This window comes from Streptomyces sp. RPT161 (assembly GCF_027533845.1).
GTDB classification, from domain to species: Bacteria; Actinomycetota; Actinomycetes; order Streptomycetales; family Streptomycetaceae; genus Streptantibioticus_A; species Streptantibioticus_A silvisoli_A.
Map to the genome: position 1 here is coordinate 122,877 of NZ_JAPZVN010000015.1, position 23,367 is coordinate 146,243.

18 protein-coding genes are annotated in these 23,367 nt (G+C 70.6%); 14 read left to right on the plus strand and 4 right to left on the minus strand.

The window, feature by feature from the left end:
* Positions 1 to 38: 38 nt before the first annotated feature.
* The 4 genes from O5O46_RS25480 to O5O46_RS25495 are packed head-to-tail and all read right to left on the minus strand — an operon-like array spanning position 39 to position 3,816.
* A complete protein-coding gene (locus tag O5O46_RS25480) occupies positions 39 to 1,277 on the minus strand; it encodes an acyl-CoA dehydrogenase family protein (protein WP_269857900.1) in 1,239 nt (412 codons plus the stop codon).
* Positions 1,274 to 2,140, minus strand: a complete 867-nt coding sequence (locus O5O46_RS25485; RefSeq protein ID WP_269857901.1) for an SAM-dependent methyltransferase — start codon at positions 2,138 to 2,140, stop codon at positions 1,274 to 1,276. Before O5O46_RS25485 ends, O5O46_RS25480 begins: the two co-directional genes overlap by 4 nt.
* Complete coding sequence (locus O5O46_RS25490) at positions 2,137 to 2,715, minus strand: DUF2867 domain-containing protein (protein ID WP_269857902.1); 579 nt, start codon at positions 2,713 to 2,715, stop codon at positions 2,137 to 2,139. Before O5O46_RS25490 ends, O5O46_RS25485 begins: the two co-directional genes overlap by 4 nt.
* Positions 2,716 to 2,757: 42 nt before the next feature.
* Positions 2,758 to 3,816, minus strand: a complete 1,059-nt coding sequence (locus O5O46_RS25495; RefSeq protein WP_269857903.1) for an alpha/beta hydrolase — start codon at positions 3,814 to 3,816, stop codon at positions 2,758 to 2,760.
* A gap of 440 nt (positions 3,817 to 4,256) precedes the next feature.
* Between O5O46_RS25495 and O5O46_RS25500 the strand changes: the two genes are divergently transcribed.
* The 14 genes from O5O46_RS25500 (at position 4,257) to O5O46_RS25565 (ending at position 23,362) form a co-directional block, all read left to right on the plus strand.
* Positions 4,257 to 4,442, plus strand: coding sequence for a thiocillin/thiostrepton family thiazolyl peptide (locus O5O46_RS25500; protein WP_269857904.1), 186 nt, complete (start codon positions 4,257 to 4,259; stop codon positions 4,440 to 4,442).
* Between the two features lie 133 nt (positions 4,443 to 4,575).
* Positions 4,576 to 5,364, plus strand: coding sequence for an alpha/beta fold hydrolase (locus O5O46_RS25505; RefSeq protein ID WP_269857929.1), 789 nt, complete (start codon positions 4,576 to 4,578; stop codon positions 5,362 to 5,364).
* A complete protein-coding gene (locus O5O46_RS25510; RefSeq protein ID WP_269857905.1) occupies positions 5,361 to 8,027 on the plus strand; it encodes a lantibiotic dehydratase in 2,667 nt (888 codons plus the stop codon). Before O5O46_RS25505 ends, O5O46_RS25510 begins: the two co-directional genes overlap by 4 nt.
* Positions 8,024 to 9,025, plus strand: a complete 1,002-nt coding sequence (locus tag O5O46_RS25515) for a lantibiotic dehydratase C-terminal domain-containing protein (protein ID WP_269857906.1) — start codon at positions 8,024 to 8,026, stop codon at positions 9,023 to 9,025. The genes O5O46_RS25510 and O5O46_RS25515 overlap by 4 nt, the downstream gene beginning before the upstream one ends.
* 4 nt (positions 9,026 to 9,029) lie before the next feature.
* The gene (locus O5O46_RS25520; protein ID WP_269857907.1) at positions 9,030 to 10,133 is read left to right on the plus strand and encodes a lantibiotic dehydratase C-terminal domain-containing protein; all 1,104 of its coding nucleotides are present in this window, start codon (positions 9,030 to 9,032) and stop codon (positions 10,131 to 10,133) included.
* A complete protein-coding gene (locus O5O46_RS25525; RefSeq protein ID WP_269857908.1) occupies positions 10,130 to 11,764 on the plus strand; it encodes a hypothetical protein in 1,635 nt (544 codons plus the stop codon). Before O5O46_RS25520 ends, O5O46_RS25525 begins: the two co-directional genes overlap by 4 nt.
* On the plus strand, positions 11,761 to 13,407 hold the full coding sequence (locus tag O5O46_RS25530; protein WP_269857909.1) for a hypothetical protein: 1,647 nt from the start codon (positions 11,761 to 11,763) through the stop codon (positions 13,405 to 13,407). Before O5O46_RS25525 ends, O5O46_RS25530 begins: the two co-directional genes overlap by 4 nt.
* A complete protein-coding gene (locus O5O46_RS25535) occupies positions 13,404 to 15,335 on the plus strand; it encodes a TOMM precursor leader peptide-binding protein (protein WP_269857910.1) in 1,932 nt (643 codons plus the stop codon). The genes O5O46_RS25530 and O5O46_RS25535 overlap by 4 nt, the downstream gene beginning before the upstream one ends.
* Positions 15,313 to 16,662: a cytochrome P450 gene (locus tag O5O46_RS25540; RefSeq protein ID WP_269857911.1), complete on the plus strand. Its 1,350-nt coding sequence runs from the start codon at positions 15,313 to 15,315 to the stop codon at positions 16,660 to 16,662. Before O5O46_RS25535 ends, O5O46_RS25540 begins: the two co-directional genes overlap by 23 nt.
* Entirely contained in the window at positions 16,638 to 17,933 is a 1,296-nt protein-coding gene (locus tag O5O46_RS25545; protein WP_269857912.1) for an AMP-binding protein, read from the plus strand. Before O5O46_RS25540 ends, O5O46_RS25545 begins: the two co-directional genes overlap by 25 nt.
* Positions 17,930 to 19,111: a hypothetical protein gene (locus tag O5O46_RS25550; RefSeq protein ID WP_269857913.1), complete on the plus strand. Its 1,182-nt coding sequence runs from the start codon at positions 17,930 to 17,932 to the stop codon at positions 19,109 to 19,111. Before O5O46_RS25545 ends, O5O46_RS25550 begins: the two co-directional genes overlap by 4 nt.
* Positions 19,099 to 21,579: a lantibiotic dehydratase gene (locus O5O46_RS25555; protein ID WP_269857914.1), complete on the plus strand. Its 2,481-nt coding sequence runs from the start codon at positions 19,099 to 19,101 to the stop codon at positions 21,577 to 21,579. The genes O5O46_RS25550 and O5O46_RS25555 overlap by 13 nt, the downstream gene beginning before the upstream one ends.
* The gene (locus O5O46_RS25560; protein WP_269857915.1) at positions 21,576 to 22,172 is read left to right on the plus strand and encodes a pyridoxamine 5'-phosphate oxidase family protein; all 597 of its coding nucleotides are present in this window, start codon (positions 21,576 to 21,578) and stop codon (positions 22,170 to 22,172) included. The genes O5O46_RS25555 and O5O46_RS25560 overlap by 4 nt, the downstream gene beginning before the upstream one ends.
* Positions 22,169 to 23,362 (plus strand): YcaO-like family protein, encoded by a 1,194-nt coding sequence (locus O5O46_RS25565; protein WP_269857916.1) that lies wholly within the window; start codon positions 22,169 to 22,171, stop codon positions 23,360 to 23,362. Before O5O46_RS25560 ends, O5O46_RS25565 begins: the two co-directional genes overlap by 4 nt.
* The last annotated feature ends 5 nt before the right edge of the window (positions 23,363 to 23,367 follow it).

Consider the following 23,367-nt stretch of genomic DNA (forward strand, 5'->3'; position numbering starts at 1 on the left):
CCAGGATTCCGGTCCGCTTCGAGTTCTCGGGGCCCCGCTCAGTTCGCGGCACGCGGCACGATGTCCGCAGCGGTGGCCAGTTCGGTCGTTATCGGCGGGTTGATCGGCGCGACCGGCAGGCCCAGCGCTGTCGAGGAGATGAGTTCCTGTGCGTCGGCGTTGCTGTAGGGGTGCATCGTGCCGGCCCGTACGTCGCGTTGCGCGCGGTCGTACAGCGAACCGGCCTTGAGCGCCGGGGAGCCGACGAGCTGCACCACCCGGTCGACGATGCTCACCGCGTTGTTGGTGCCGACCAGCTTGGCCGTCATCACCCGGGCCATGCCCTCCTGGACACCGAGAGCGGTCCACAGGCTGTTGCCCATGACCTCCTCGGCGGTCCGCGCGATCACCGCGCGCGCGGCCTCCACCAGCACCTCGCACTCGGCGATCGTGGTCTGCGCGAACGCCCGGTGCTGCCAGCCGCGCCGCTGTGCGTCGCGAACGCACTCCTCCAAAGCGCCGACCGCGATCCCCAGGTAAACGGCCCCGAAGGAAGGCATCGCCCAGCCCCACAACGTCTGCAGCAGCGTGCCGTCGAGATGGCCTTCGGGAAACTGGAGCGACACCGCGTCGTCGGGCACCTCGACGTCGTGCAGTTCGACGTTGTCGCTGCACGTCGCGCGCATACCGGAGGTGTGCCAGGTACCCGTCATGACCGTCAGGCCGGGAGCGTCGGCGGGTATCCGGAAGACCAGCACCTGCGGGCCGTCGGGGTGGTCCTCGTACACGGCCATCGAGGTGAGATGGGTCGCCACTGCAGTCCCGGTACCGAAGGTCTTCTTTCCGCTCACCAGGTAACCGCCGTCGACCCTCACCGCCTTGCTGCCGGTGGACCGCACGAGCGCGTGGCCGGGTTCGGCGGTCGCGCCGGCGAGGAAGACGGTGCCGTCGGCCGCGCCACGCAGCAGTTCCTCGGCGCGTTCGTTGCCAGTGCCCCGCCAGGCCCTGGCGAGCTGCCCGGCCATGGACAGGTGCATGTTGACCACGAGTGCGGTGGAACCGCAGCCAGCCGCGAGCCGCTCCTGCGTGACGACCATGTCGGTGAGGTCGCCGCCGAGACCGCCCAGTTCCTCCGGCACGGTGAGAGCGAGGTAGCCGCTCTCGCGCAGTTCGTCGATGTTGCGGTGGGGGAACTCGCCGCGCTCGTCGAAACCGGCTGCCCGGTCTCGGAACCGGTCGGCCAGCTCTTCGGCGAGCGCCACGAACCGGCTGCCGCGCAGCGCGAGGTTGATCTTCATCCGCGTCGCCTCGCCTTACCTTGGTTTTCGGATGTACTGACGAGCTTTGCCGTGATCAGCCACGTTCGTGCCACTCCCCGCACGTCCCGCGCCGGGGTTCGCGGTACCCGTCTGCCCACCGCACCGTCCACATCGGACGGTTCGACGACGGTGGCGTCCCAGCGGTGCCCGGCCAGCCACTGTTCCGGCTCGGCGACGCCGGACTGCCAGGGCCGCCCCGCGGCACGCATCTCGGCCAGCCAGTCCTGCATCCACGGGGCCCGGTAGGTGTCCGTGTTGACCTGCTCGAGGCCGAGGACGCTGCACGGCGCGGACAGAGCACTCAGCTCGCGCACCACCGCGTCGGACTGCGCCTCGGTCAGGTAGTACAACAGCCCCTCGACGAGCCAGACCGTCGGCGTACCGGGATCGAAGCCAGCCGCTCGCAGCTCGGCGGACCAGTCCTGTCTGAGGTCTGCCGGCACGATCCGCCGCTCGCACGACGGGGCCGGCAGGCCGGCCTTCCGCAGCAGGTCCTCCTTCGCCGCGAACAGCTCCGGAAGGTCGAGCTCGAAGATCCTGGTTCCGGCAGGCCAGTCCAGGCGGTAGGCCCTGCTGTCCAGGCCGGCGGCGAGCAACACAATCTGGCGCAGCGCGCCCGGTCCGGCCGCGGCGAGCAGATAGTCGTCGAAGAACCGGGTGCGAACTGCCAAGACGTCGAACCGCGGTGTCGGCGCGTCGCGAAACTCAGCGAGCAACGGCGCGTTGGTGAGCTCGGTGAAGGTGACCGCGAGAGGATCGGCGAACAACCGGTCCGCTCGGACCGTCTCCGCGGCCCGGGCGTGCGCGATCCACTCGGCAGTACTGCTGACCCCGGCGGTCACCGTGCCTCGTCAGCGCCAGCGGCGTGCAGGTGGTTCGCGACGCGCGGCGCGCCAGCGGCCAGTGTCTCCAGTCCACGTTGCAGGGAATCGCGCAGCATTCGCTGCTGCATCCGGCGCATCATCTTGTAGTAGATCTCGCCCGGCTTGTTACGCGCGCGCAGCACCACCCCCAGGCACGCGAGCTGCCTGGCCACCAGGAACGAGACCCGGTAGTCCCACAGCGGGTCGGTGTCACCCAGCAGGACCTCTTCGTCCTGGATGCTGTAGACCTGCCAGGGGCCGAACCGGTTGCCGACCGCGAGCTCGGGCTGGGCCCGCTTGCGGTGGTTGGTGTTCGGCTCAAGCCCGAACGGCTTGAACAGCGCCCCCTGAATACGGGTCAGCACGTCGGCGACCGGCTGGAGCCGCTCCGGAACGAAGTTGGGCCGGGCGAGCGCGGCCCTGGCCAGCTCCGGCGCGGTCACTGGGCCAGCGGGCAGATCGACCTCGACAGCCGCCGCATTCAGGTACGAGGCCTCGTCCCGGAACGCGGCGAGCCGGGTACCTTCGGGCACGGCGCACTCTCGGAACAGCATGTGATCACTCCCTGGCAGGGCGAATTTGACGGTGACGGTCGATCAGGCGGGAAACTGCCGGTACAGCCAATCGGTTGCCGCGGCGAACCACTGCGTCGAGTTGTTCTGCAGATTCATCACGTGCCCGGACCCGGGCAATACGTATGCTTCGACCTTCGCACTCGGCGAATAATAGGGCTGCTCATGCTCGATAATCGCCGAGGCACTTGCGCAAGGAAATGAAAACGCACCACCGCAGAAAAGCTGATCGTTTTCACCGACCGCGAGGAAAACGGGCACGTCAACCGCTCGCGAGATTGCCGGATCAGCCGCGGACGGGATGGTGTTCTCCTCGCCCGTGGTCATGGTCGATTTGGTCAGCTCGTCCAGAGCGGCGATGGCGTGCGACGAATCAGCCGAGTCGTAGAAGTAGCTCGCCCTGGTGCCCGGCAGCGTGGTCAGGTAGCCGTCCGGCTCGGCCTGTCCGGCGAATCGGGGATCCTGGGCCGCGGGGTGCATGTCGGAGAACAAGGGACCCAGCTTGGGGCCGTAGGAGTGCAGGAAACCGCTGGCCACGATGCCGTTGACATCGTGATAGGTGGCAGCCTCCACCAAGGCGACACTGGTGCCCACGGAGTGCCCGACCAGCACGACTCGGTGGAAGCGGATGCCATGGTGGGCTCCGGAGCGCAGCTGGTCGACGACCTGATGGACGGCGTCGGCTTCGCTGGCCATCGTGAGCAGGTCAGCGGGGGGCCGGCCGCTGTCACCGGTACCCGGACGGTCGATGGCCAAGGTCGGCTGCCCCCGCGCGGCCATCCAGCTCACCCAGGACGGCCGACCGGGCGCCGAGGGCAGTAGCCAGTACCACTTGTCATAGGTCGCACCGGCCAGCAGGATCTGCAGAGGACGTCCGCCCAGGCCACCTGCAGGTAGACACAGAAGCCCGCTGACCTGCGCCGACGCTGTACCGGCCAGGGTGACGGGGAAACGGACTCGGCTGCAGGAAGTGCCCGCGGGGACCGACGGCCGCCATGAGGCGGCGCTGGCGGAGGCCCCGGCCGAGGTAGCGGCCAGGCAGCCGAACAGGAGAAGGATCACCGCGATGGCTCGAGTCGCCACCGCGGTATGCCACCGAAATGCAATATGCGAGTACAGAGCTGTTCCCCCAAGTCAAACTCGTAAAGCCGATCGATCACGGCGAATCAGTCGGCGCGCGAAGGCGCCGGTGCCAGTGACGACGGCCCGCCAGCTCAACAACAGCCACGATCCGTACAACTGACGGCTAGCTAAACCGACGGCCGCGAGCCTGTCAAGGGCATGAGCGACGATTGCCCAAATCGACATATGTCCACCATTGGTACGGCTACACGGAATGACGCTTGCGAATTCGAATCGGCGGTAGACAGATCAATGGCTGCGTGCTCTCATCGAATGAGCCTCAGCTTGGCGATCAGTGCGATAGCCGAGTAATTCTTGAGTGCGTCGCCGAGATCCTGGAGGCACCCAAATACAGCGGCTATTCGCCGTCTGTAAAGATCAGTGATGGAGAGGTCGATTAAATGAGCGCTCCCACCGAAATCCAGACGAACCTCGGCGTCACGGGCCTGACCGGGCTCGACACCGACACCCTTGAGATCAGCGACTACCTGGACGAGACGCTGCTCGACGAGCACGACCTGACCGTGACCATGGCCAGCTCGGCCTCGTGCACCACCTGCATCTGCACCTGCAGCTGCAGCTCCTGAGCCAGGTAGCTCGCACCATCGGGGACCGCTCCCGTCGCTGGCACAGGGCGGGGGCGGTCCTCGCCCCCGGCGGTCCACAACGACGTCGGCACTCGGGTGCGGCGACACAGAGAGGACTCGGCACTTGCGACCAGTGATTCTCGTGCACGGCCTGATGGGCACCGTGAACACGCACTACGGACCATGCCAGGAGTTGTGGACCCATCCGGTGGTCACGGTCGACCTGCCCGGCCACGGGGCGGACGCGGAGTTGCCGAGCCATCCGGCCGCGGTCGCCATCGACCGGGTCAGAGCCGCGGTCAGGGCTCAGCCACAGCCTCCGCTGGTGGTCGGGCTCTCCTACCTCGGCGCCGCCGTCGCGCTGCGCGCCTCGGAGGCCGAAGGCAGCGGCGCGGTGCACGGTGTCGTCCTCTCCGGATACTCGCTGATCGTGGGGCCGGGCACGCTCGGTCGCTGGCTGACCGCGTTCACCGACATGGCCGCCGACCAGCAGCGCACCCGGGCGCACTTCGCGCGAGTGCACGGGCCCGGATGGGAACGACTGCTCACCGCCACGACGACGGAGCTGAGCGACGGGTGCCTGGTCCTGCCTCAGGTCGAGGACATCGAGCGGCTCAACCTGCCCGTACTGCTGATCAACGGCGCACTGCTGGAGAACGAGCGGCTCGCGGTGCAGCCGGCTGCCAAGGCGGGCGCCGACGTCGCGGTGGTCGCCGGCGCGGGACACCTTGTGCCACCGGACAGCCCGCGAACCTTCGTCGCCGCGGTCGAGGAGTTCTCCGCGCGGATCACCGAGCAGCGCACCACCTTCCATGAGCGCAGGCGCGCCACCGCCCGTGCTGCCGGGCACAAGGCCAAGTCGCCGGCAGAACCGGCCGGACAGGACGAGCCGGTGGCCGCGGCGCACGGAGATGCGGCGTGACCGGCCGACCGGAGGAGGGCGCCCGTCTCGTGCCGCACGGAGTGGTCCGCGTGTGCGGCATCCCGGTCTCCGTACTCGGCGAGCTCAGCTCGGGGAAGGTCAGCGAGCTCGCCGACGAGCTGAACCGGGTGGAGCAGACCTGGAGGATGCGCGCCCCCGCTGTCGCCGACGCGCTCACCGATGTGGTACCGACGCTGGCCGACCGCAGGCAGCGCAGCGAGGTGCTGTCCCTGCGCCGCATCCTGCACAAGGCCGGCGAACTGACCGAAGCCGGTCTTCGGCCGATCACCGGGCTGCCCGAAGCGGCACAGATACCCGGGCTCACCGAACTCGTCGCACTCGCCGCGGCCCGCGCCGAACTCGCCGAGCGTCTCGTGACCGGCTACGACCAGGCCTGGACGACCGAGCAAGGAGTACTGGCCAAGGTCGCCGCCCGGAGTGAGTTGCGCACCACCGCGCAGCTCACCTCGGCCGGCATGTTGCACAACCTCGACAGGTTCGCTGCGGACGTGACGGGAGGCGACTCGCGCGGCAAGCGAGCCCGCACCACCGAAGCGACTCTGGTGAACCTGGTCAGTCGGAGCGCGCTGAAACCGTCACCGTTCGGGCAACTCGTGCACACCCGGCCACTGTTGATCGACGACGAGCCGGCCGCACGGACCCTCAGGGCCGATGAGCGGCAGTCGGTCTGCCGGTTGCCGCGTCAGCTGGTGAGCTGGGTGGAGCGCAGCCTGGCCGGACACCCCACGCTCGCCGGCACCGTCGTGCTCCGCCGGGCGCCCTACGCGGCGGCGTCGGCCAAGGGTGTCGTGTTCATCGTCAGGGGCCGGGACGGCACACACACCGCCGCCGCGGTGGAACGGGTCGTGCGGGTCCAACCGTCGCCGGTGCTCGACGCCGTGCTCGCGCTACCGGCCGACGAACCGATCCTCGAACAGGAGTTGCGGAGGCAGTGCGCCGAACTGCCCGGTGCGGACGGCGAACTGGACGGCCTGATCAACCAGGGTGTGCTGGCGCGGGACCTGAACATCGGCGAACAGGAACCTGATCCGCTGTCGCGGATCGCGGAGTGCCTGCGCGATGCCGACGAAGGCCTTCGTGCCTGCGTCCGCAGGTTGGCCGAGGTGGAGGCACGCTTCGGAGTCGAGGACACCGACGGTCGCAGCGAACTGCTCGAAAGTGCCCGTGCTGCCGTCGCCGAGCTGGCCGGACTCTGCGAGGTACCGCTGCCGCCGCTGGACGCGGCGCGGACCCTCATCTACGAGGACTCGGTGGTCACCACCGCGCAGCGTGAACCCCGCGACCGCTGGGAGCGGCACCTGCCCGCACTGGCCACGATGCACCGACTGATCCCCCTGTTCGACGATGACGCCCACGTACGGGCGATCGCCGGGCAGGTGGTTCTTGAGGCCTTCGGCCCGGGGCCGCATCGCCTGCTGACGCTGTACTCGGCGATGTCCACACCGAAACTGCGCGGCCTGCTGACCGCGCGGCTGGTGGACGTGACCGCACCGGTACCCACCGAGCTGCGCCGTATCCAGGACGAGATCCTGCAACAACCCGAGACCGGTCCATCCCGGGTGGAGGCCGCACTCGACGGTGCACGACTGGCCGAGATCGCGGAGCGCAAGCCACAGTGGATGTCCCACTGGCCCCGGGTGCACTGGCAGGTACAGCGCTACTCGGCCGAGCGGGGTGAGCGGCTGGTCGTCAACGGCGGCGCCACCGGCTACGGGCGGGCGATCTCCCGGTTCTGCACGGCCTACGCGATCGCGTCGCGGCCCGCGACCGGCTTCACCGAGGCCGTCCGCGCCGACATCGCGGCCGACGACGACCCGGCCGCCCCGCTCACCGACCTTTCCGCTGTGCTGGGCATCAACGCCAACGTTCACCCGCCGTTGCTGGGCACGCACCTGCGCTACCCGTGCGGCACGCCGAACGACTGGGGCGGCGCCGGGATCTCGCTCGAGGACTGCTGGGCCGAGGTCGATCCAGCGACCGGACGGCTGCTGCTGCGCAACGGGAAACAGGGTCCACCGCTGCGGCTGGTGACGCTGAACTTCCTGCTCAACGATCTGGCGCCGCAGCTGTACCGGTTCCTGAACTTCTTCGGCATCGGCAGCCTGGGCAACCTCGCCTGGTGGGACCGGGTCGACCAGCGCGCGGGGCGCGGCACGGAGGTACGGGCCTACCCGAGACTGTGCCTGGACAACGTCGTACTGGCCCGCAGGACCTGGAAGATCCCGCGGGCCGAACTGCCCGACCTGACCCATGTGGACAATGCGGCGGCGTTTCGCACGGTGCGGGCCTGGCGACGCTCGCTCGGCCTGCCGGAGCAGGTCTTCTGGCGGTCCTTCACCATCCCCGACCCGCTGGTCGCGGTGTCCGAAGAAGAACGGGAGCGGCTGACCCGGACGCTGGTGAGCTTCCCCAGCGCGGCCGAACGTAAGCCGGCCTTCCTCGACTTCACCAGTGTGACCAGCGTGCGCACCTGGCAACGCGCCATGCGGCGGGCCGGGGATGAGCTGACCGTGCAGGAATGTCTGCCCGCACCCGGCGAGGAGAGCGCCGACGTGGCGGTGCCGGACGGCGGTGCCGCCGGAGAGCTCGACCCGCCTCCCACCCGTGAGTTCACCATCGAGACCTCAGGACCTGCGCGATGACCGGAACCGACCTGACCTGGCTTTCCGCCCACGTCTTCTACCACGGCAACGCCGATCAGCTGGTCACCGAAGCAGTGCTACCGATGTTCGACGAGTTGCTGTCGCAGGGCCTGCTGCGCAGGAGGTTCTTCCTGCGCCACTGGGAACGCGGCCCGCACTTGCGGGTCCGGCTGCAGGTCGAGGGCGAGCGCGCCGAGTGGGTGCGCTCGTGGGTGCAGGACCGGATCACCGGCTACCTCACCGAACACCCGGGCCCAGCCGAGGTCGATCCCGAGCGGCTGCTGGCCTCACTGCGCAAGCTGAGCCTGCTCGAGCACGGTTCCGATGCCGATCCCGAGCTGCACACCGCGGAGCCGGCGAACACCCTGCGCTGGATCGACTACGTCCCCGAACTGGCCAAGTACGGTGGCCCGGCCGGCGTCGCGATCGCCGAGGACGTGTTCGACGTGAGCAGCATGCTCGCCGGACAGGTCCTGCGCCAGGTCGGCAGTGACAACGCCCGACTGGGCATCGCCCTGCAGCTGCTGTTGATCACCAGCCGGTCGCTGGGTCTCGACGAGGCCGCCAGGATCGTCTTCCTGAGGTCCTATCAGGAGCGCTGGCAGGGCTACCTGCCGGACGCGCCGAAGATGTTCGCCGCCTGGGCACGGCAGTACGACCACCAGCGAACCCAGTACGAGTCGCTGGTCGCCGACCTCGTCGAGGGGAGGCCCATCGGCAAGGGACTCGGCGAGCACTGGGAACACACGATGGACGCAGCGGTGGCACAACTGCGCCCGCTGGTCGCCGACGGCAGCGTTTGGCCGTCCGATGTGGACCGTTCGGCGCCGCCGTTCGTCGCGATCGCCGCGCTGCTCTGCCAGTACCTGCACACCACCAACAACAGGATGAACGTCCGTCCGCAGGGCGAGTGCTTCGTCGCTTATCTCGCCCACCGTGCGGTCACCGAGAGCGTGTCCCGTCCCCATGCCCTGGCGGACGCGGCGAGGAAGGACTGACGCGATGTCGACCGGCAGCCATGGAGATCTCACCGTCAACGTGCCGTGGTCGGTGCAGGAGGAGGTCCTGCTCGACGTCGCGGCGCCGACCCTCGACCATTCGGTCGAGATCGGCGAGAGCCGGAGCTGGTTCTACCTTCGGGAGAGTTTCGACGGCAGGCCGTACCTGCGGCTGCGCTTCGACACCGACAGCCCGTCCGTGGCACGGCGGCTGTCCGCCCGGATCAGCGAGAGTGTCGGTCCGGCCGTGCGGGAGAACCTGTTCGAATACCGGCCCTACAACCGGGAACACGACTGGCTCGGCGGCCCGGCCGGGGTCGGGCTCGCGGAGTCGTTCTGGTCCGAGACCACTCCCCTCGCACTGGAAGCACTTCGCGCAACGCGAGGCGACCGGGCCCTGCGGATGGCGCTGACCTTCGATCTCCTGGTGTGCAGTGGTGCACTGCTCGCCAGCAGGCTGCCACCCAGCATCGGCAAGCACGGCTTCAAGGCCGGCTACCTGTCCTACCTCGCCACCTTCGAGGGCTACATGCTGCTCATCCGGGACCCGGAGGGCACCAGGGCCCGGCACGCGCAACGTTACGAGGCGAACCGGGACAAGCTCCGGCCGCGGCTGCGCGGCCTGGTCGAGGGCATGCACGACCCGGACGGCGACCTCGCCGACCTGCCGCCGCTGGCCGCGCGGTGGGTCACGACGCTTCGCAGCTACCTGCCTGCTATCCAACAGGGCTTCGACGAAGGCCGGTTCTTCCTCTACGCGACGCCGAAGAGCAACGAGGTCGCCAAGCTCACCGCCTCACCGGACGGGCTGTACCGCCGGCCGAAGGTTCCGTGGCTGGCCGACCTGCCCGAGCCGCCGGTCGCCGGCATCCACCGGGCCATCGCCGACAACCAGTACTACCAAGGCATGATCCGCGAGGACCGCCGGTTCCTGGCCTCCCGGCTGGCGCAGGCCTACGTCAACTGGCACCTGTTCCGGCTCGGCTTCCAGCTGGCCGACCGTTACACGCTGTTCTACCTGGTGGCGCGATCCTTCGAAGAGGAGTTCGATCTCGACGCGGCCGAGCTGATCCGCTCAGTGCGGCCGGAGGCCGAGGTCGCCGGATGACCACGACACACCCCGCCAGCGCGGCGGTGTCCGGCCCCGCACCACTGGACACGGACGGTGTCGACGCTTTCGTCCGCCGGTTGCGTGGCACCTTCGCGGAGATCTATCCGGCGAACTGGCAGATCGACTGGCGGAACGTGCCGAGCCCGTTCCGCTGGTACGACGGCCTGCCCAGGATCGACCTGCCCCCGCTGCCCCGTCAGCTGGTCCGCGGTGACGCGACCGCGGCGGACACGGTCGCCGCTCGTGGCCTGCTGGCCTGGCTCGGAGCACTGCTGCACGCCGGGTACGGACTGACCGGGGTGCGCTGGTACCCGGAGGGCATCGCCAAGAGCAGTCCCGAAGAGCCGACACCGGTGCATCGCGACCCGCACTACCAGTTGCGGCGCGCGGTCCCCTCAGGAGGAGTGACCTTTCCCGCCGAGTGCTACGTCACCGTCGGCACCGGCGACGCCGGGCTTGCGGCCGGCGTTTACCACTACGACGCGACCCGGCATGCGCTGGTGCCACTGGCGACGGGCCGGCCACCGCTGGGCATCGGGCGGTCCGACGGCGGGGTACGCATCGTGCTGACCGTGCCGCTGTGGAAGAACCACTTCAAGTACGGCGACTTCTCCTACCGGCTGGCCGCGATGGACACCGGCGCCGTAGTCGGCCAGTTCGCGCTGGTGGCGCGGCAGTGGGGACGTGGCTGCCGGGTGTCGTTCGGCGTCGACGAACAACTCGTGCTCGCTCAGCTCGGTCTCGACTGCGCGGACGAGGCCGCGCCCGTGGTGGTGGACATCGGCTCGGGTGCGGAAGACACGGACGCGGCACCGGTGGAAAGGGCGTCGAAGGCGGTCGGCGTGCTGCGCTGGAGGGGAGGCAGGCAGGTGGATCCGGCGGCGGGTGCGCGCCGAATGCACGCGGCCTGCCTGCTTGCCAGTCGGCCGGGTGCGCCGCTGGATCTTCCGGCGATCCCCGTCGACGAGCTGCCGGTCAGCCCACAGGCCACGCTGCCGAGCGTCGTCGACGAGCCGGTCACGGTCGCCGACGCGCTCGCGCGTACCGCGCTGGGCGAGCAGTTCCGCGGCGAACCGGTCGGCCCCCACGAGGTCGCCCGCTGGATGGCGCAGGTGGCCGCACCGCTGGACTGCGACGTCCCCGGCGCGGGCAGCGGCATCGCCCATCCGCGGTGTCTGCTGCTGGCACGCGCGGTCACCGGCGCGGCACCGGGCGCCTATCTACCGCTACCGCACGGGGAGCTTGCCGAGCTGGCCACCGGTACGTTCAGCGAAGTAGTGCAGGCGAGCCTGTTCGGCTCCTACATGAACTTCCGCCAGGTACCGCTGATCGCGGTACTGGTCGGTGCGGCCGACCCGCAGCACGGGGTCAACGGCCCGGTCGCCTACCGGGGGCAGCACCTGCTCGCGGGGCTGCTGGCGCAACGGCTGGCCGTCGCCGCGAGCCGCGACGGCTACTCCGCGCACCCGGTACTCGGATTCGTCAGCAAGGACCTCGACGAGCCGCTCGGCCTCGCCCGGCGCGGCCTCACCTCCCTGCTGGTGATCGGGGTCGGGCGGTACCGGCGCGGGCTCTACCTGGAGAGCGGAATGAACCCGGCGACCGGTGTGACTGGGGGCAGGACATGACCGAGACACTGCTGCGGCTTCGCGCCGACGCGTATTACATGCCGGTGCCGGACGGCATCTGGATCCGCACCACCGCCGGCTCGTTCACCCTGCGCGGCCCGAACGCCGCCACCTGGGTGCAGCAGTTGGCTCCGCTCCTGGACGCGGGCGTGCGGCCCGAACAGCTCTACGCGTCGCTGCGCCCCGAACAGGTCGGCTACGTCCGCAAGTTGATCGGCGCGCTGGAGGCCCGGCAGGTGCTCCGCCGTGAGCCGGATACCGAGGATCCGGGGTTGGCTGAGGCTTTCCCCCAGCAGATGGAATTCCTGCGGCACATGACCCCGGACGCGCAGGCCGCGCTGCGACGGGTCCGCAGCGCCCCCGTCGCCGTGGTCGGTGACACCCGACGGGCCACCGTGCTCGCCGCCGCGCTGGCCGAGACCGGCTTCGCCGACATCGCCGTCGTCGACGGGGAACCTGACGCGGAGCTGCGCGAACTGGCCGAGGAGTACGCGGAGCGTGGAAGGCCGCTGCGGCTGAGCGCCTCGTCCGATCTGGACGGCCGAATAGTGGTGGGCGTCTTCGGCGCCGACGAAACCGACGAGGCGTTCGCCCTTGCCGATCGTTCCGCCAGCGCCGGGGTCGGCGCATGGCTCGGGGTCGTGCGAGGCCAGGCGATGCTGCTGAAGGGGCAGTTGCCCGGCTCGGGTACCGCCTGCCTGCGCTGCGCGTGGCGCAGGCTGGTGCACTCCTCCGTCGCGTTGCCGGCATCCGACGGGCTCGGCCACACCCAGGTCGCCCTCGCCGCCGCCGTACTCGGCCAGGAACTGCTCCAGCACGTCGCGACGCGCGAGGTCGATCGGCTCGCCGAGGGTGTTGTCGTCGACCTGACGCGGCTGAGTATCTGGCGGACGGCGGTCGACCCGGACCCGGGTTGCCCGGCCGCGGACGTACATGCCGACGACCCCGCTCCGGTTGCCCGCGAGGGCCGCTACCCGGATGTGGTGTTCGGCGCGCGTTGCTTCGGACCACTGGTGAGCTGCTCGCCCGGGCAGTACCGGCAACTGCCCTTGGCAGTCGTCCGGCTGGAGACCAATCCGGCGGGCCGGGACGCGCCGGTGGCACACGGTGACGGTCCGCTCATCGTGGCCGAGACGATGGCTGACGCCCGCCACGAAGCCGTGCTGTTGGCCGTGCGGGACGCCGTCGCCGGGAGCACCGGCGAGCAGCTCGACGTCGGCACCGACCAGGGCGAGGCACTGGGGCGAGCGTTGCTGCGGTGGGCCGACGCACATCTCGACGACGGCTGGACGCCGGCCGAGCCCGGTTCGGGTGCCCAGGACAGAGCCCGGTTGGCCGACCTCGCCGGGGACCTGCCGCCAGTCGTTCTGGAGACGCACACCTGCGGTCTGTGGCGCGCGGCGGTCGCCGGGCGGCGACCGCTGACGGGGCTCGACGCCGAGCACGCGCAGCAGCGAGCCCTGCTGGCCGCGCTCGGTGCCGCGCAGCTGCCCGGCGAGACAGATGCTCCGATCCCGGCTGCCAAGCCCCGACGCCCGGCCGCGGCGGACATGGACCGGATCCGCTCGGCGCTCGGGCGCACCGTGCGACCGGTCGGCCTGCCGCCGCTGGTGTCAGGGCACCTGGTCGGAGTGTCGCTGTGACGGCGGTGATGGTGCCGGACGCCTACGTGCTGCGCCTGCTGCGCCGCGCCGCCGGTGCGGGCGCGACGGTGACCGACGACGCGGACCACCTGCCTGCGGACCGGCTCGGCGTCCTGGTCGACCTGGGCTGGGACGCCGACCTCGCGGATCTCCCGGCGGCCGACGTCCCGATCCTGCCGATCCACGGCGTGCGGGGCAGGCTGGTGCTCGGCCCGATCACCGAGCCCGGCGTCATGGGATGCCCCCGCTGCCTCGCGTTGCGGGTGCGCGCTATCGACCGGCCGCCCGGGGCGCGGGCCGACGCCGAACTGCGCCCGCTGGCGGGGCGAGCAGGCGAGTACTGGTGGCCACCGGCCGCACCGAACCTGCTGGCCGCGGTGCTGGCCGACGAACTCGACCGGCTGGCCGCCGGCGAACGGCCGCGCAGCAGCGGCGCAGCCTACGTGGTGGATGTCGGCGGGACTGACGGTGACTGGCATCCGGTGCTTCCCCACACGCTGTGCCGGTCGGCGCACTGCGTGGCGGCGAGCACCCCGATCCCACCACCGCTGCCGGAACTGCACCGGCCGATCCCCGCGTTGGGTGTCGGGCAGACGCGCCGGTTCAAGGCGACGTGGTTCAGCGAGCGGCTGGAGGACGAGTACCTGGATCCCTGGTCCGGGCTGGCAACCGCACCCGCGCTGGCCGGCAATGCCGCACTGCCCTCGGTACAGGCGGACGTGCCGACCGCGTGGGGGTTCGCCGAGATCGCCATCGGCCGGGCGGACGACTACGCGACCGCCCGCACCAGCGCGGTGCTGGAAGGGCTGGAACGGTACGCCGGCTGGCACTGCGGCGGCCGCGACCCGGTGCGGATGGCCGCCTTCGCCGATCTCGACAACGCCGTCGACCCCCGGGACCTCGGCCTGCACGAGGACGATGCCTATCGCACCGCCGGTTTCGAGTACACCGAGTTCACGCCGCAGATACCAACGGGCTGGGCACGCGCGTACTCGGTACACACCGGGCGGGAAACGCTCCTGCCCTTCCACATCGCCTACTACGGCGCGACCCAGCGCACCGACACCGGTCCCGCCTTCGTGTACGAGAACTCCAACGGCTGCGCACTCGGCTCGGGCGTCGAGGAGGCACTGCTCGCCAGCTTGCTGGAGATCGCCGAACGGGACGCGTTCCTTTGCATGTGGTACTCCCGCACGCCGCTGCCCGAACTCGATCTCACCGATCCGGTCGACGAGCGGGTGGCCGCCGCGCTGCGCATGCTGCGTCATCACACCGGCCGGGAGATCCGGGCCTTCCGCGCGGTCGGTGAGTTCGGCGTGCCGGTGGTCATCTTGGTGTCCACGTCGGACGATCCGGCCGAGCCCGCGACGCTGAGCACCGCAGGCTGCGCGCTCACCGTCTCCTCGGCGCTGCTGGGCGCGGTACAGGAGATGGCCGCCGCCGCACCGGCCATCTCGGTCAACTACCGGGCTCGCCCTCAGGACGAGCTGATCAGAGCATTCGAGCAGCCGGAACGGGTCCGTCACATGACCGACCACGCGCTGGTCGCCGCGCTGCCACGGGCCCGCGAGAGGTTCGCCTTCCTACTTGAGCAGCCGAACGGGCCGATGTCGACAGTCGAGTCGCCTGTTCCCGGCCTGCTCTCCCCGCAGGGGGACATCGCGGCCGATCTGGCAGCCATGCTGACGTTCGGTGAGCGCGCGGGCCGCGAGGTGATCGTCGCCGACCACACCACCGTCGAGCTGCACAGGCTCGGCTTGCGCTGCGTCAAGGCGGTCGTGCCCGGCACCGCACCCATGACCTTCGGCCATCTGCACCGCAGATTGCCCAGTGCCCCGACGGTCCGGGCTTTCCGGCTGCGCAACGGGATCGACCCGGCGCGGGCATCGATGAGGGAGGTCTGCCATGAGCCCCACCCATTTCCTTGAAGCGCCCCCGCCGGGTGTGAGCGCACTGCCAGGCGGCCTCGGCTGGACGGTCACCGACCGGTCCGTCGCCGTCCGGCTGCTGGGCGACGACCGGCTCGGCGTCGTGGAGTCCGCGCCGGTGATGGCGGTCCTGACCGCTCGTCTGCCCGTCGAGGTGCGCCCGCTCGCCGCCGAACTGGCCCAGTTCGCCGAACGGATCATGCTGCAGGCCGCGCCACAGCGACATGCCGCACTGCGCAAGGCCTTCGGTCGCTTCTTCACAGCGGACGCCGTTGCCGCGCTGGTGCCGACGATGCGGCAGATCGCCGAGCGGATCATCACCGGCCTGGCCGGTAAGGGCGGCTGCGAGTTCATGACGGAGGTCGCCTTCCGCTACGCCATCGACGTCGGCGCTCACCTGCTCGGACTGCGACCGGCCGAGTTCAGCCGATTGCACAAGCTCAGCCAGCGGCTCGCCCTTGTCGCCTACGCGTCCAGGGTGACCGATCCGGCCCAGGCGGTAAGGGACGGGCACGCGGCGCTCGTGGCCATTCGCGAGGCGATCGCGACAGCCCGGGCCGACGCGCCCGACGGGACGGTTCTCGGCGTGTGGAACAGCGGGGAGATCGGCGATCTGGCCGATGTGGACTTCGAGGCCAACACGGTCATGCTCATCCAGGCCTCCCTGGAGACCGTGGCCGGCATGCTCGGGAACGCGGCCGCCCGGCTGCTCACCACGCCCGGTGCCCTGGCCGGTGGAGAGCTGCGCGACGCTCTGATCGACGAGGCGCTGCGCGCCGAGCCCCCTCTGAAGACCCTGGAACGGATGGTCCGCGAGCCGATCGACCTGGACGGGTTCCGGTTCGAGGCGGGCCAGGTGATCTCGGTCCGGATCGCCGATGCCAACCGGCTCGACACCCGGCCGGAGGACGGGGAGATCGCCGTCGCCGGGCGGGCGGTGCTGTCCTTCGGCTGGGGCGCCTACCGCTGTCTCGGCGCCCGGCTGGCGCGGCATCAGGCACAGGAACTGTTCGGTGCGCTGCACCGGATCGTGCCCGGCTGCGCGCTCGCCGATCCAGAGGTCGAACGGGTGCGGCACATCCGCTTCGACATGCCGCGCAGACTGCTGGTGGGCTGGACCGCACCCGCCGCCTCGCCCACCGACGCACTCACCGAAGCGCTCACCGAAGCCCTTGCCGAGCACGACCTCGACCGGCCGCTGAGTTCCGTCGAGCGCGTGGTGGCCGCGACGGTGCTGCAAGAGCGAGGTCACCAGCGGCCCGACCTGACCGATCCACCGCAAACCATTCGGGAGTGGGTGACATGGGCGATTCTCGACCATGGCTGAGCGCCGCCGTCGACACGCTGACGACCGCGCGAACCGGACTGGTCACCGAGCACGGCCGCTACAGCTGGGCGGAACTGGTGGCGCAGGCCGGTGCGTTGGCCGCTGACCTGCCAACCTCCCCGTACGGCTGGGTGGTTCCGTCGGACGGCTCGGTGCGCTCGGTGATCGGCCTGCTCGCGGTCGGCCTCGCCGATCCGGCACCTAGCTGGGTGCTCGGCGATCCAGGACGGTGGAGCACGGGCGAAGCGGTCGGTGAAGCGCTGTGGCAGGCCGGGGCGTCCTGCTCGCCACCGGGTTCCGTACCCGGCGTCAGTTACGCCACCGCGACCTCCGGTACGACGGGCCAGCCAAGGCTGCTGTTCGGCGATCCGGCCGCGCTGCCCGACGCGGTACGGCTGTACGCCGACGGGATGCCCGAATACGCCGACGCCGAGGTCTTCGCGGCCTGCTCGGCGCTCGACTTCGCCGCCGCCTTCTACATGACCGTCGTCCCAGCCATCCTGCGCGCTCGCGATCTGGTGCTGTTCGCGCCCCACCGCTGGGACGTGGCGGTGCGCGAACTCGACGGCCGAAAGGGAGTCTGCCTCGCCGCGCCGGTGCTGGCCGCGCTCGGCGGACGCGCCGCTTCCAGTGGCGACTACCGCGGTTTGTCGCTCGTGCCCGCGGGCGGCGGACTGACCGCGGCGCGAGCCGAACGGATCAGCGCCGGGTTCACCGGCTGCTCCTTCCTGACCATGCTCGGCTCCACCGAGACCGGCCTGCTGACCGTGGGTCGCGAGGTGCGTGAGGACGGGCACATCGGCAGTCCGCTACCGGGCAAACCGGTGTGGCTGGCCGATGTCGGAGCGGACGGCGTGGGCACCCTGTGGACGAAGGGCCCGGACACCCGGTTCGCTGCCAGTGACGGCAGTCTGCTGCGGGACGCCGACGGCGCAGTCAGTACCGGCGACCTCGCCCACCTCGACGCGGCGGGCACCGGGTACTTCCTCGACGGCCGCAGCGACGACCTGATCAAGGTGGACGGCGTCAGCGTGTATCCCACCGCGGTCGCCGCGGCGGTGCGCGCCCTGCCCGGGGTACTCGACGCCGCTGTCTCGGTCGATCGCGGCGGCCCTGTCGACCGGATCGTCGTGACGGTCATCGGTGAGACCACCGAGCACCGCGTCCGCGAGGCCTGCGGCGCACTGCCGCAACCCGTTGTACCGCAACGCGTAGTGATCACGGCTGGTGAGGCCGCCGCGTACAACGAGCGCGGGAAGGTGCTGCTGTGAGCACCGACGCGGCGGCACGGGAAAGGGTGACCGCGACGCTGCTGCGCAACCCGGCCGCGCTGTATGAGAAGTTGCGCAAACGCGGGCCGGTGCAGTGGAGCGAGCCAGGACGGACGTGGCTGGTCGTCGGCTACGCCGCGGCCCGGATGGTGCTGCGTGACACCAGGTTCCGGATGCCGGGCCCGGGTGCCGACGCCAACTGGGGTGAGGGCAGCAAGCACGGTGAGTTCGTGCGCAGCCTGCTCCTGGAAGCCGAGGGCGCCCACCACGACCGGTTGCGCAGGATCCTGTCCCCGGCGTTCACACCACGGGCGATCCGGGCACGCGAGAACCGGATCACGTCGGCCGTGCACGGCCTGCTCGACGACATCGGTCCGGCAAGGGAGTTCGACGGGGTCGCCGCCGTCAGTTCCCGGCTGCCGGTGGCGGTGGTCGGCGACCTGGTCGGCGTACCACCCGAGGACCGCCCGCGGGTTTCGCGGCTCTGCCGGGCGATCAGCACCGGCGGCGGGCTCAGTACCGGTGCGGCCGAACAGGCCGCGGTGGACACCGCGATCACCGCGCTCGATGAACTCACCGAACTCGTCGGTGACTGGCTGGCCGCGCCGGAGCGGCTGTCGGCGGGCTCGGTGCTGGCGGCAACGGCCGACGGCAGCCTGCTGAGCAGGGTCGAGACCGTCGCCACTGTGTTCAGCCTGTACCTCGCCGGCCATGACACCTCGCGAAACATGCTCAGTGCGCTACTGCTGAAGCTGGCTACCCAGGACGGCCTGCTGGCTCGGCTCGCCGAGGACCGCGCGGCCGCCGGGGACGTGGTCGACCAGGTGCTGCTCGGCGAGTCGCCGCTGACCTTCACCGCACGCGTGGCACTGGAAGACGTGCTGGTCGAGGGCGAGTTGATCGCCAAAGGCGATCCGGTCCAGATCATGCTCGGCGCGGCCAACCACGAACTGCTGGCCACCGGCCGCTCCCCCGGCCAGCTCGCCGGGGTGAGCTTCGGCGAGGGTCGGCACGTCTGCCTCGGTGCGCACCTGGCCAGGCTGGAGGGCACCGCGGTGCTCTCCGCCGCGGCGCGGCGCTGGTCGGCGCTGGCCCTCGCGGGAGATCCGCAGTGGACCCCGCACTTCCTGCACCGTGGGCTGGACGGCCTGCCTCTGAAGGCGACGTGGCGCGATTGACCGAGCCCGAGGAGACCCAACTCAGTCCGGTGCTGGTCCGGCGGCGCTGCCGCGTCGCCGTCGACGTCCTGCGCGGCCTGGGCAGCGACGAGGTATGGCGCACGGCGAAGGAACTGGCGGACGTCACAGAACGCTGCCGGCTCATCGGCGGCGCGATAGCGGACCGCATCGCCCCGTTGGTTCCGCTGGCGGACCAGGACCAGCGACGGCAGCTGCTGCGCGCCAGGCGTGACGCGTTCAACGTCCGCCCGCTCACCGCCGTACCACCGGTCGAGGGTGCCCGGGCCTACCAGTTGGCCATCGCCGACCGCGACCGATGCGCCGAGGCGCTTGGCCGGTACACCGACGAACTGGCCGCGTCGACGCAGGAGACCCTGCGTGCGGCGCTGGCCGATCCCGGTTTCGCCGCGTCGGTGGAGATGTCGGTACCCGGCCTGGTGTCGGCCGTGCGGGCCGACGATCCGGGCAGCGTGTCGGCGCGTGCCCGGCGACGTGCGCTGACCCTGCTGCGGTTGGTACAGCGAGCCGCGACCAAGCCCAGCCCCTTCGCCCGGTTCACCGACTCCACCGTGCTGCTGCCCGGAGCCACGCATCGTCCGCCGAGCAGTCACGTACGGGTCGATCGGCGCGCGGTGGACTGGGTGCGTGACTGGGTTCGCACATCGGGGCTGACCGTAGTGCCGACCGGGCGGGTGCTGCTGACCACGAATCCCAGCGCGACTGTCGCCGATGGCCGGGTGAGCTGGCTGGCGGGCGAAGGTCTGCGCAGCGCGCGTTGCACCGAGCAGCTGGCCGCGCTGCTGGCCCGGCTACGTACTCCGGCGCGACTTGCCGACCTGTGCCCCTCCGGGGCCGTTCCGCAGGCCCTGCGCCAGTTGATCCGCAACGGGCTGATCGAGGCCGGCCCGTACCTGCCCGGGTGGGGCCGCAACACGCTCGCGGTCGCCGCCGAGGCGGTCGGCACCGGCGACGAGAGTGCGCGGGCGGTCCATGACGCGTTGCGCGCCCTGCACACGATCGAGTCCTCGCCCCCGTCCGAGCCGTCGTCCGCGTCGCGCGCACGAGAGCGGGCCGACCTGGCCCGCGCCGGCATTCGCCGACTCGCCGAGGCCTGCGGGCAGCGAGACGAGGGCGACGACCGGTTACTGGTCACCGAGGACCTCGTTGCCGTTGCGGCGGCCGACGGTCCGTTGCCGACCGCGCGGATGCTCGCCGACCTCGGCCGGGTTCAGCGGATCGCGCCACTGCTCGGCGCCGAGCTGCCCTTCCAACTCGCTGCCGCGGTCTGCTTCCGAGCCCGGTTCGGTGACGCCGCGGTGCCGTTGCTGACGGCGTTCCGCTGGTTCGTGGAGACCGGTCGGCAGGCGGCGGACGAACTGATCGCGGAGTCCGTCGAACCGGTGCTGGCCGAAGTGCTCCGCCTGCGCGGCGAACTGGCCGACGGGCTGGCCAAGCTCGCCGCCGAAGCACCCGGTCTGCACACCGTCGCCTGTGACGGCGGTTGGCTGAGCGAACTCGCCGACGCCCTGCCCGCCGAGGTGGCTCCGTGGACGAACACGGCATGGCCGGTGCAGTGGGCCGATGACCAACTCGTGCTGAACGGAGTCAGCGTCGGCTTCGGCCGCTTCCCGGCCAGGGTCGCCGGCACTCTCGCCGAAGCCGACCTCGCCCGGTTGCGCGCGGAAGTCGCGAGGACCGTGCCGCCGGGCGTCGTGCCCGCGGACATCGCGGCCCGGTTCGGTGCGACCGCGAACGAGCACCCCCTGCTGTTGCCGATCGCGCTGGCCTACCCGGGCAGCGCCCTGGAATGTGAACCCGCCGCGCGGGTCGACCTCTCCACCGTCACGGTGCGCGTCGAGCATGGCAGGCTGGTCGCCGGAAGCACCGTCTTCCCCGGCCGGACGCTGCTTCCGGTACCGCACAACGCGACCCTGCCGAGCATCGCGCCGCCGCTGTTCCGCTGGTTGAGCAGGCTGGGGCCGTCGCAGGGCAGCACGCTCGCACTGTGGGACCTCGTCGACTCCACCGCCGACCAGGGCGGCGTACGCCACTATCCCCGGCTGACCCTCGGTGACCTCGTGCTGTGCCGGCGAACGTGGAAGGTGCCCGGCGGGGAGCTGCCTGCGGGGACCGACGTGCTCACCTGGCTGCGCTGGTCCGAACGCACGGGTGTGCCACGCCGGTCGTTCCTGCGCGAAACCACACTGCCCGACCCGTGGGACGTGTTGCGCGGCCGGGCCTCCGACCACCGCGTGCACCAGGCACGTTCCCGAACCGGGGCCGCGGTGCGCAAACCGGCCTACGTCGACCTCGCGCAGCCGCTGGGCAGACCGCACGAGGGGGCCGTGCACGGCGAGACGCTGACCTTCACCGAACCGCTGCCCGACCCGCTGGCCACCGCCGACGACTACGTCGTCGAGTACGTGATTGAGACATATCAACCGCTCCACTGTAGGAGGACCTCATGACCGCCGAAGCAGCCTGGACGCCGATCCGGACCGCGTTGGCCGAAGCAGCCGACTACTGGGTCTGCACCGTGCGTTCGGACGGGCGGCCCCACACCGTTCCCGTCTGGGGCGTGTGGTGGCGCGACGGCGTGGTGTTCTCCACCGTCGGGTCCAGCGTGAAGTCGAAGAACCTGCGCGGTAACGCGAAGGCGACCGTGCATCTGGGCAGCGCGCAGGAGGTGGTGATCGTGGACGGAACCGCGACGGAGATCATCGACCCTGCCGAACTCGCCGAGATCGGCGCGCTGTTCGACATGAAGTACGCCTCGGGTGTGGCGAACACCTACGACCTCGTCACCGCACGGCAGTCCGGGATGACCGTCTGCGCGGTACGAGCGGAGGTGGTGCGGCACTGGCGCTCGGACGACATGTTCCGCTCGCAGCGGTTCACCTTCGACGCCGACGGCCAGCCGGTACTCGCCGAATCCGTCGGCATGCCCGACCTTTCGTCCGAGGTGTCGGATCACGGCGCGGAGGACACCGGCGATGTGCGGAACGTGCGGGAAAAGAAGGAGGCCATGGAGGCGGCCGACGACAAGGTGTCGCCGCGATGACGGCCGCACAACATGAGGTCGTCAAACGGTTCTTCACCGGCACCCACCGCACCCGCGAACCGGAGGAGACCTGGCGACTGGCGACCCGCCTGTTCGACCGGTGCGGCATCAGCAGGGTCGCCGACGTCACCGGCCTCGACATCCTGGGCATCCCGACCTGGGTCGCGGTTCGACCGCTGGCCAGCACACTGAGCGTCAGCCAGGGCAAGGGCGCGACCCATACTGCGGCGAAGGTCTCCGCGTCCATGGAAGCGATCGAACTCTGGTACGCGGAGAACCTGCCCGCCGTCGACGAGGAGCCGATCGTCGCCACCGCGGCCGAACTGGCGCTGCCCTACGAATTCACCGGCCTGCAACGAGCCGCTCGCAGCCTGCTGACCGAGCACACACCGTTGTCCTGGCTACGGGCCGAAATCGTCGGCGACCGGCTGACCACCTGGGTGCCGCGATCCTGCGTCTCGATCTCCTCGCTGGCCTCGACGGCCTGGTCGCCGCCGCTGCTTCGGGTCTCCAGCAACGGTCTCGCCAGCGGCAACTGCGTCGAAGAAGCGGCACTGCACGCCTTGTTCGAGCTCGTCGAGCGGGACAGCACCGCCGACCTGCTCCACCGCCCGGTCGACCACCGCGACCACATCGCACCGGCCACCGTCGACGACCCTGGCTGCGCCGAGCTGATCGCACGCATCGAGAGCGCCGGCGCGTGGCTGGAGCTGGTGGACAACACCCGCGACCCGCACTTCCCCTGTTACGTCGCCTACCTGTGGTCCCCCGAGGACCCGTCCATCTACTCCGGCTCCGGCTGTCACACCGACCCGGCCATCGCGTTGTCCCGGGCGATCACCGAGGCTGCGCAGAGCAGACTCACGGTCATCAACGGCACCCGCGACGACATACGCGGTGCGCTGTACCGCTCGCACCGCTGGGACACCGAACAGCCCAGCACACCCTCCGACCGGATCAGCAGCTGGGCGCAGGCGGTCCGGCGCGTCGAACCGGTCGGGTGCGCCACGGTGGACGAGGAGCTGACCCGGTGCGCCCGGTTGGTCAGCGGCCGGACCGGGCAACCGGTGATGGCTGTTCGGCTGTCCGCTTCGGATGAACCGCTGGCCGTCGTACGCGTCGTCGCCCCCGGTCTCCGGTTCGGCGCCGGTGACGAATGCCCCCGACCGGTCCAGCCGATCAGGAGATGAACTCC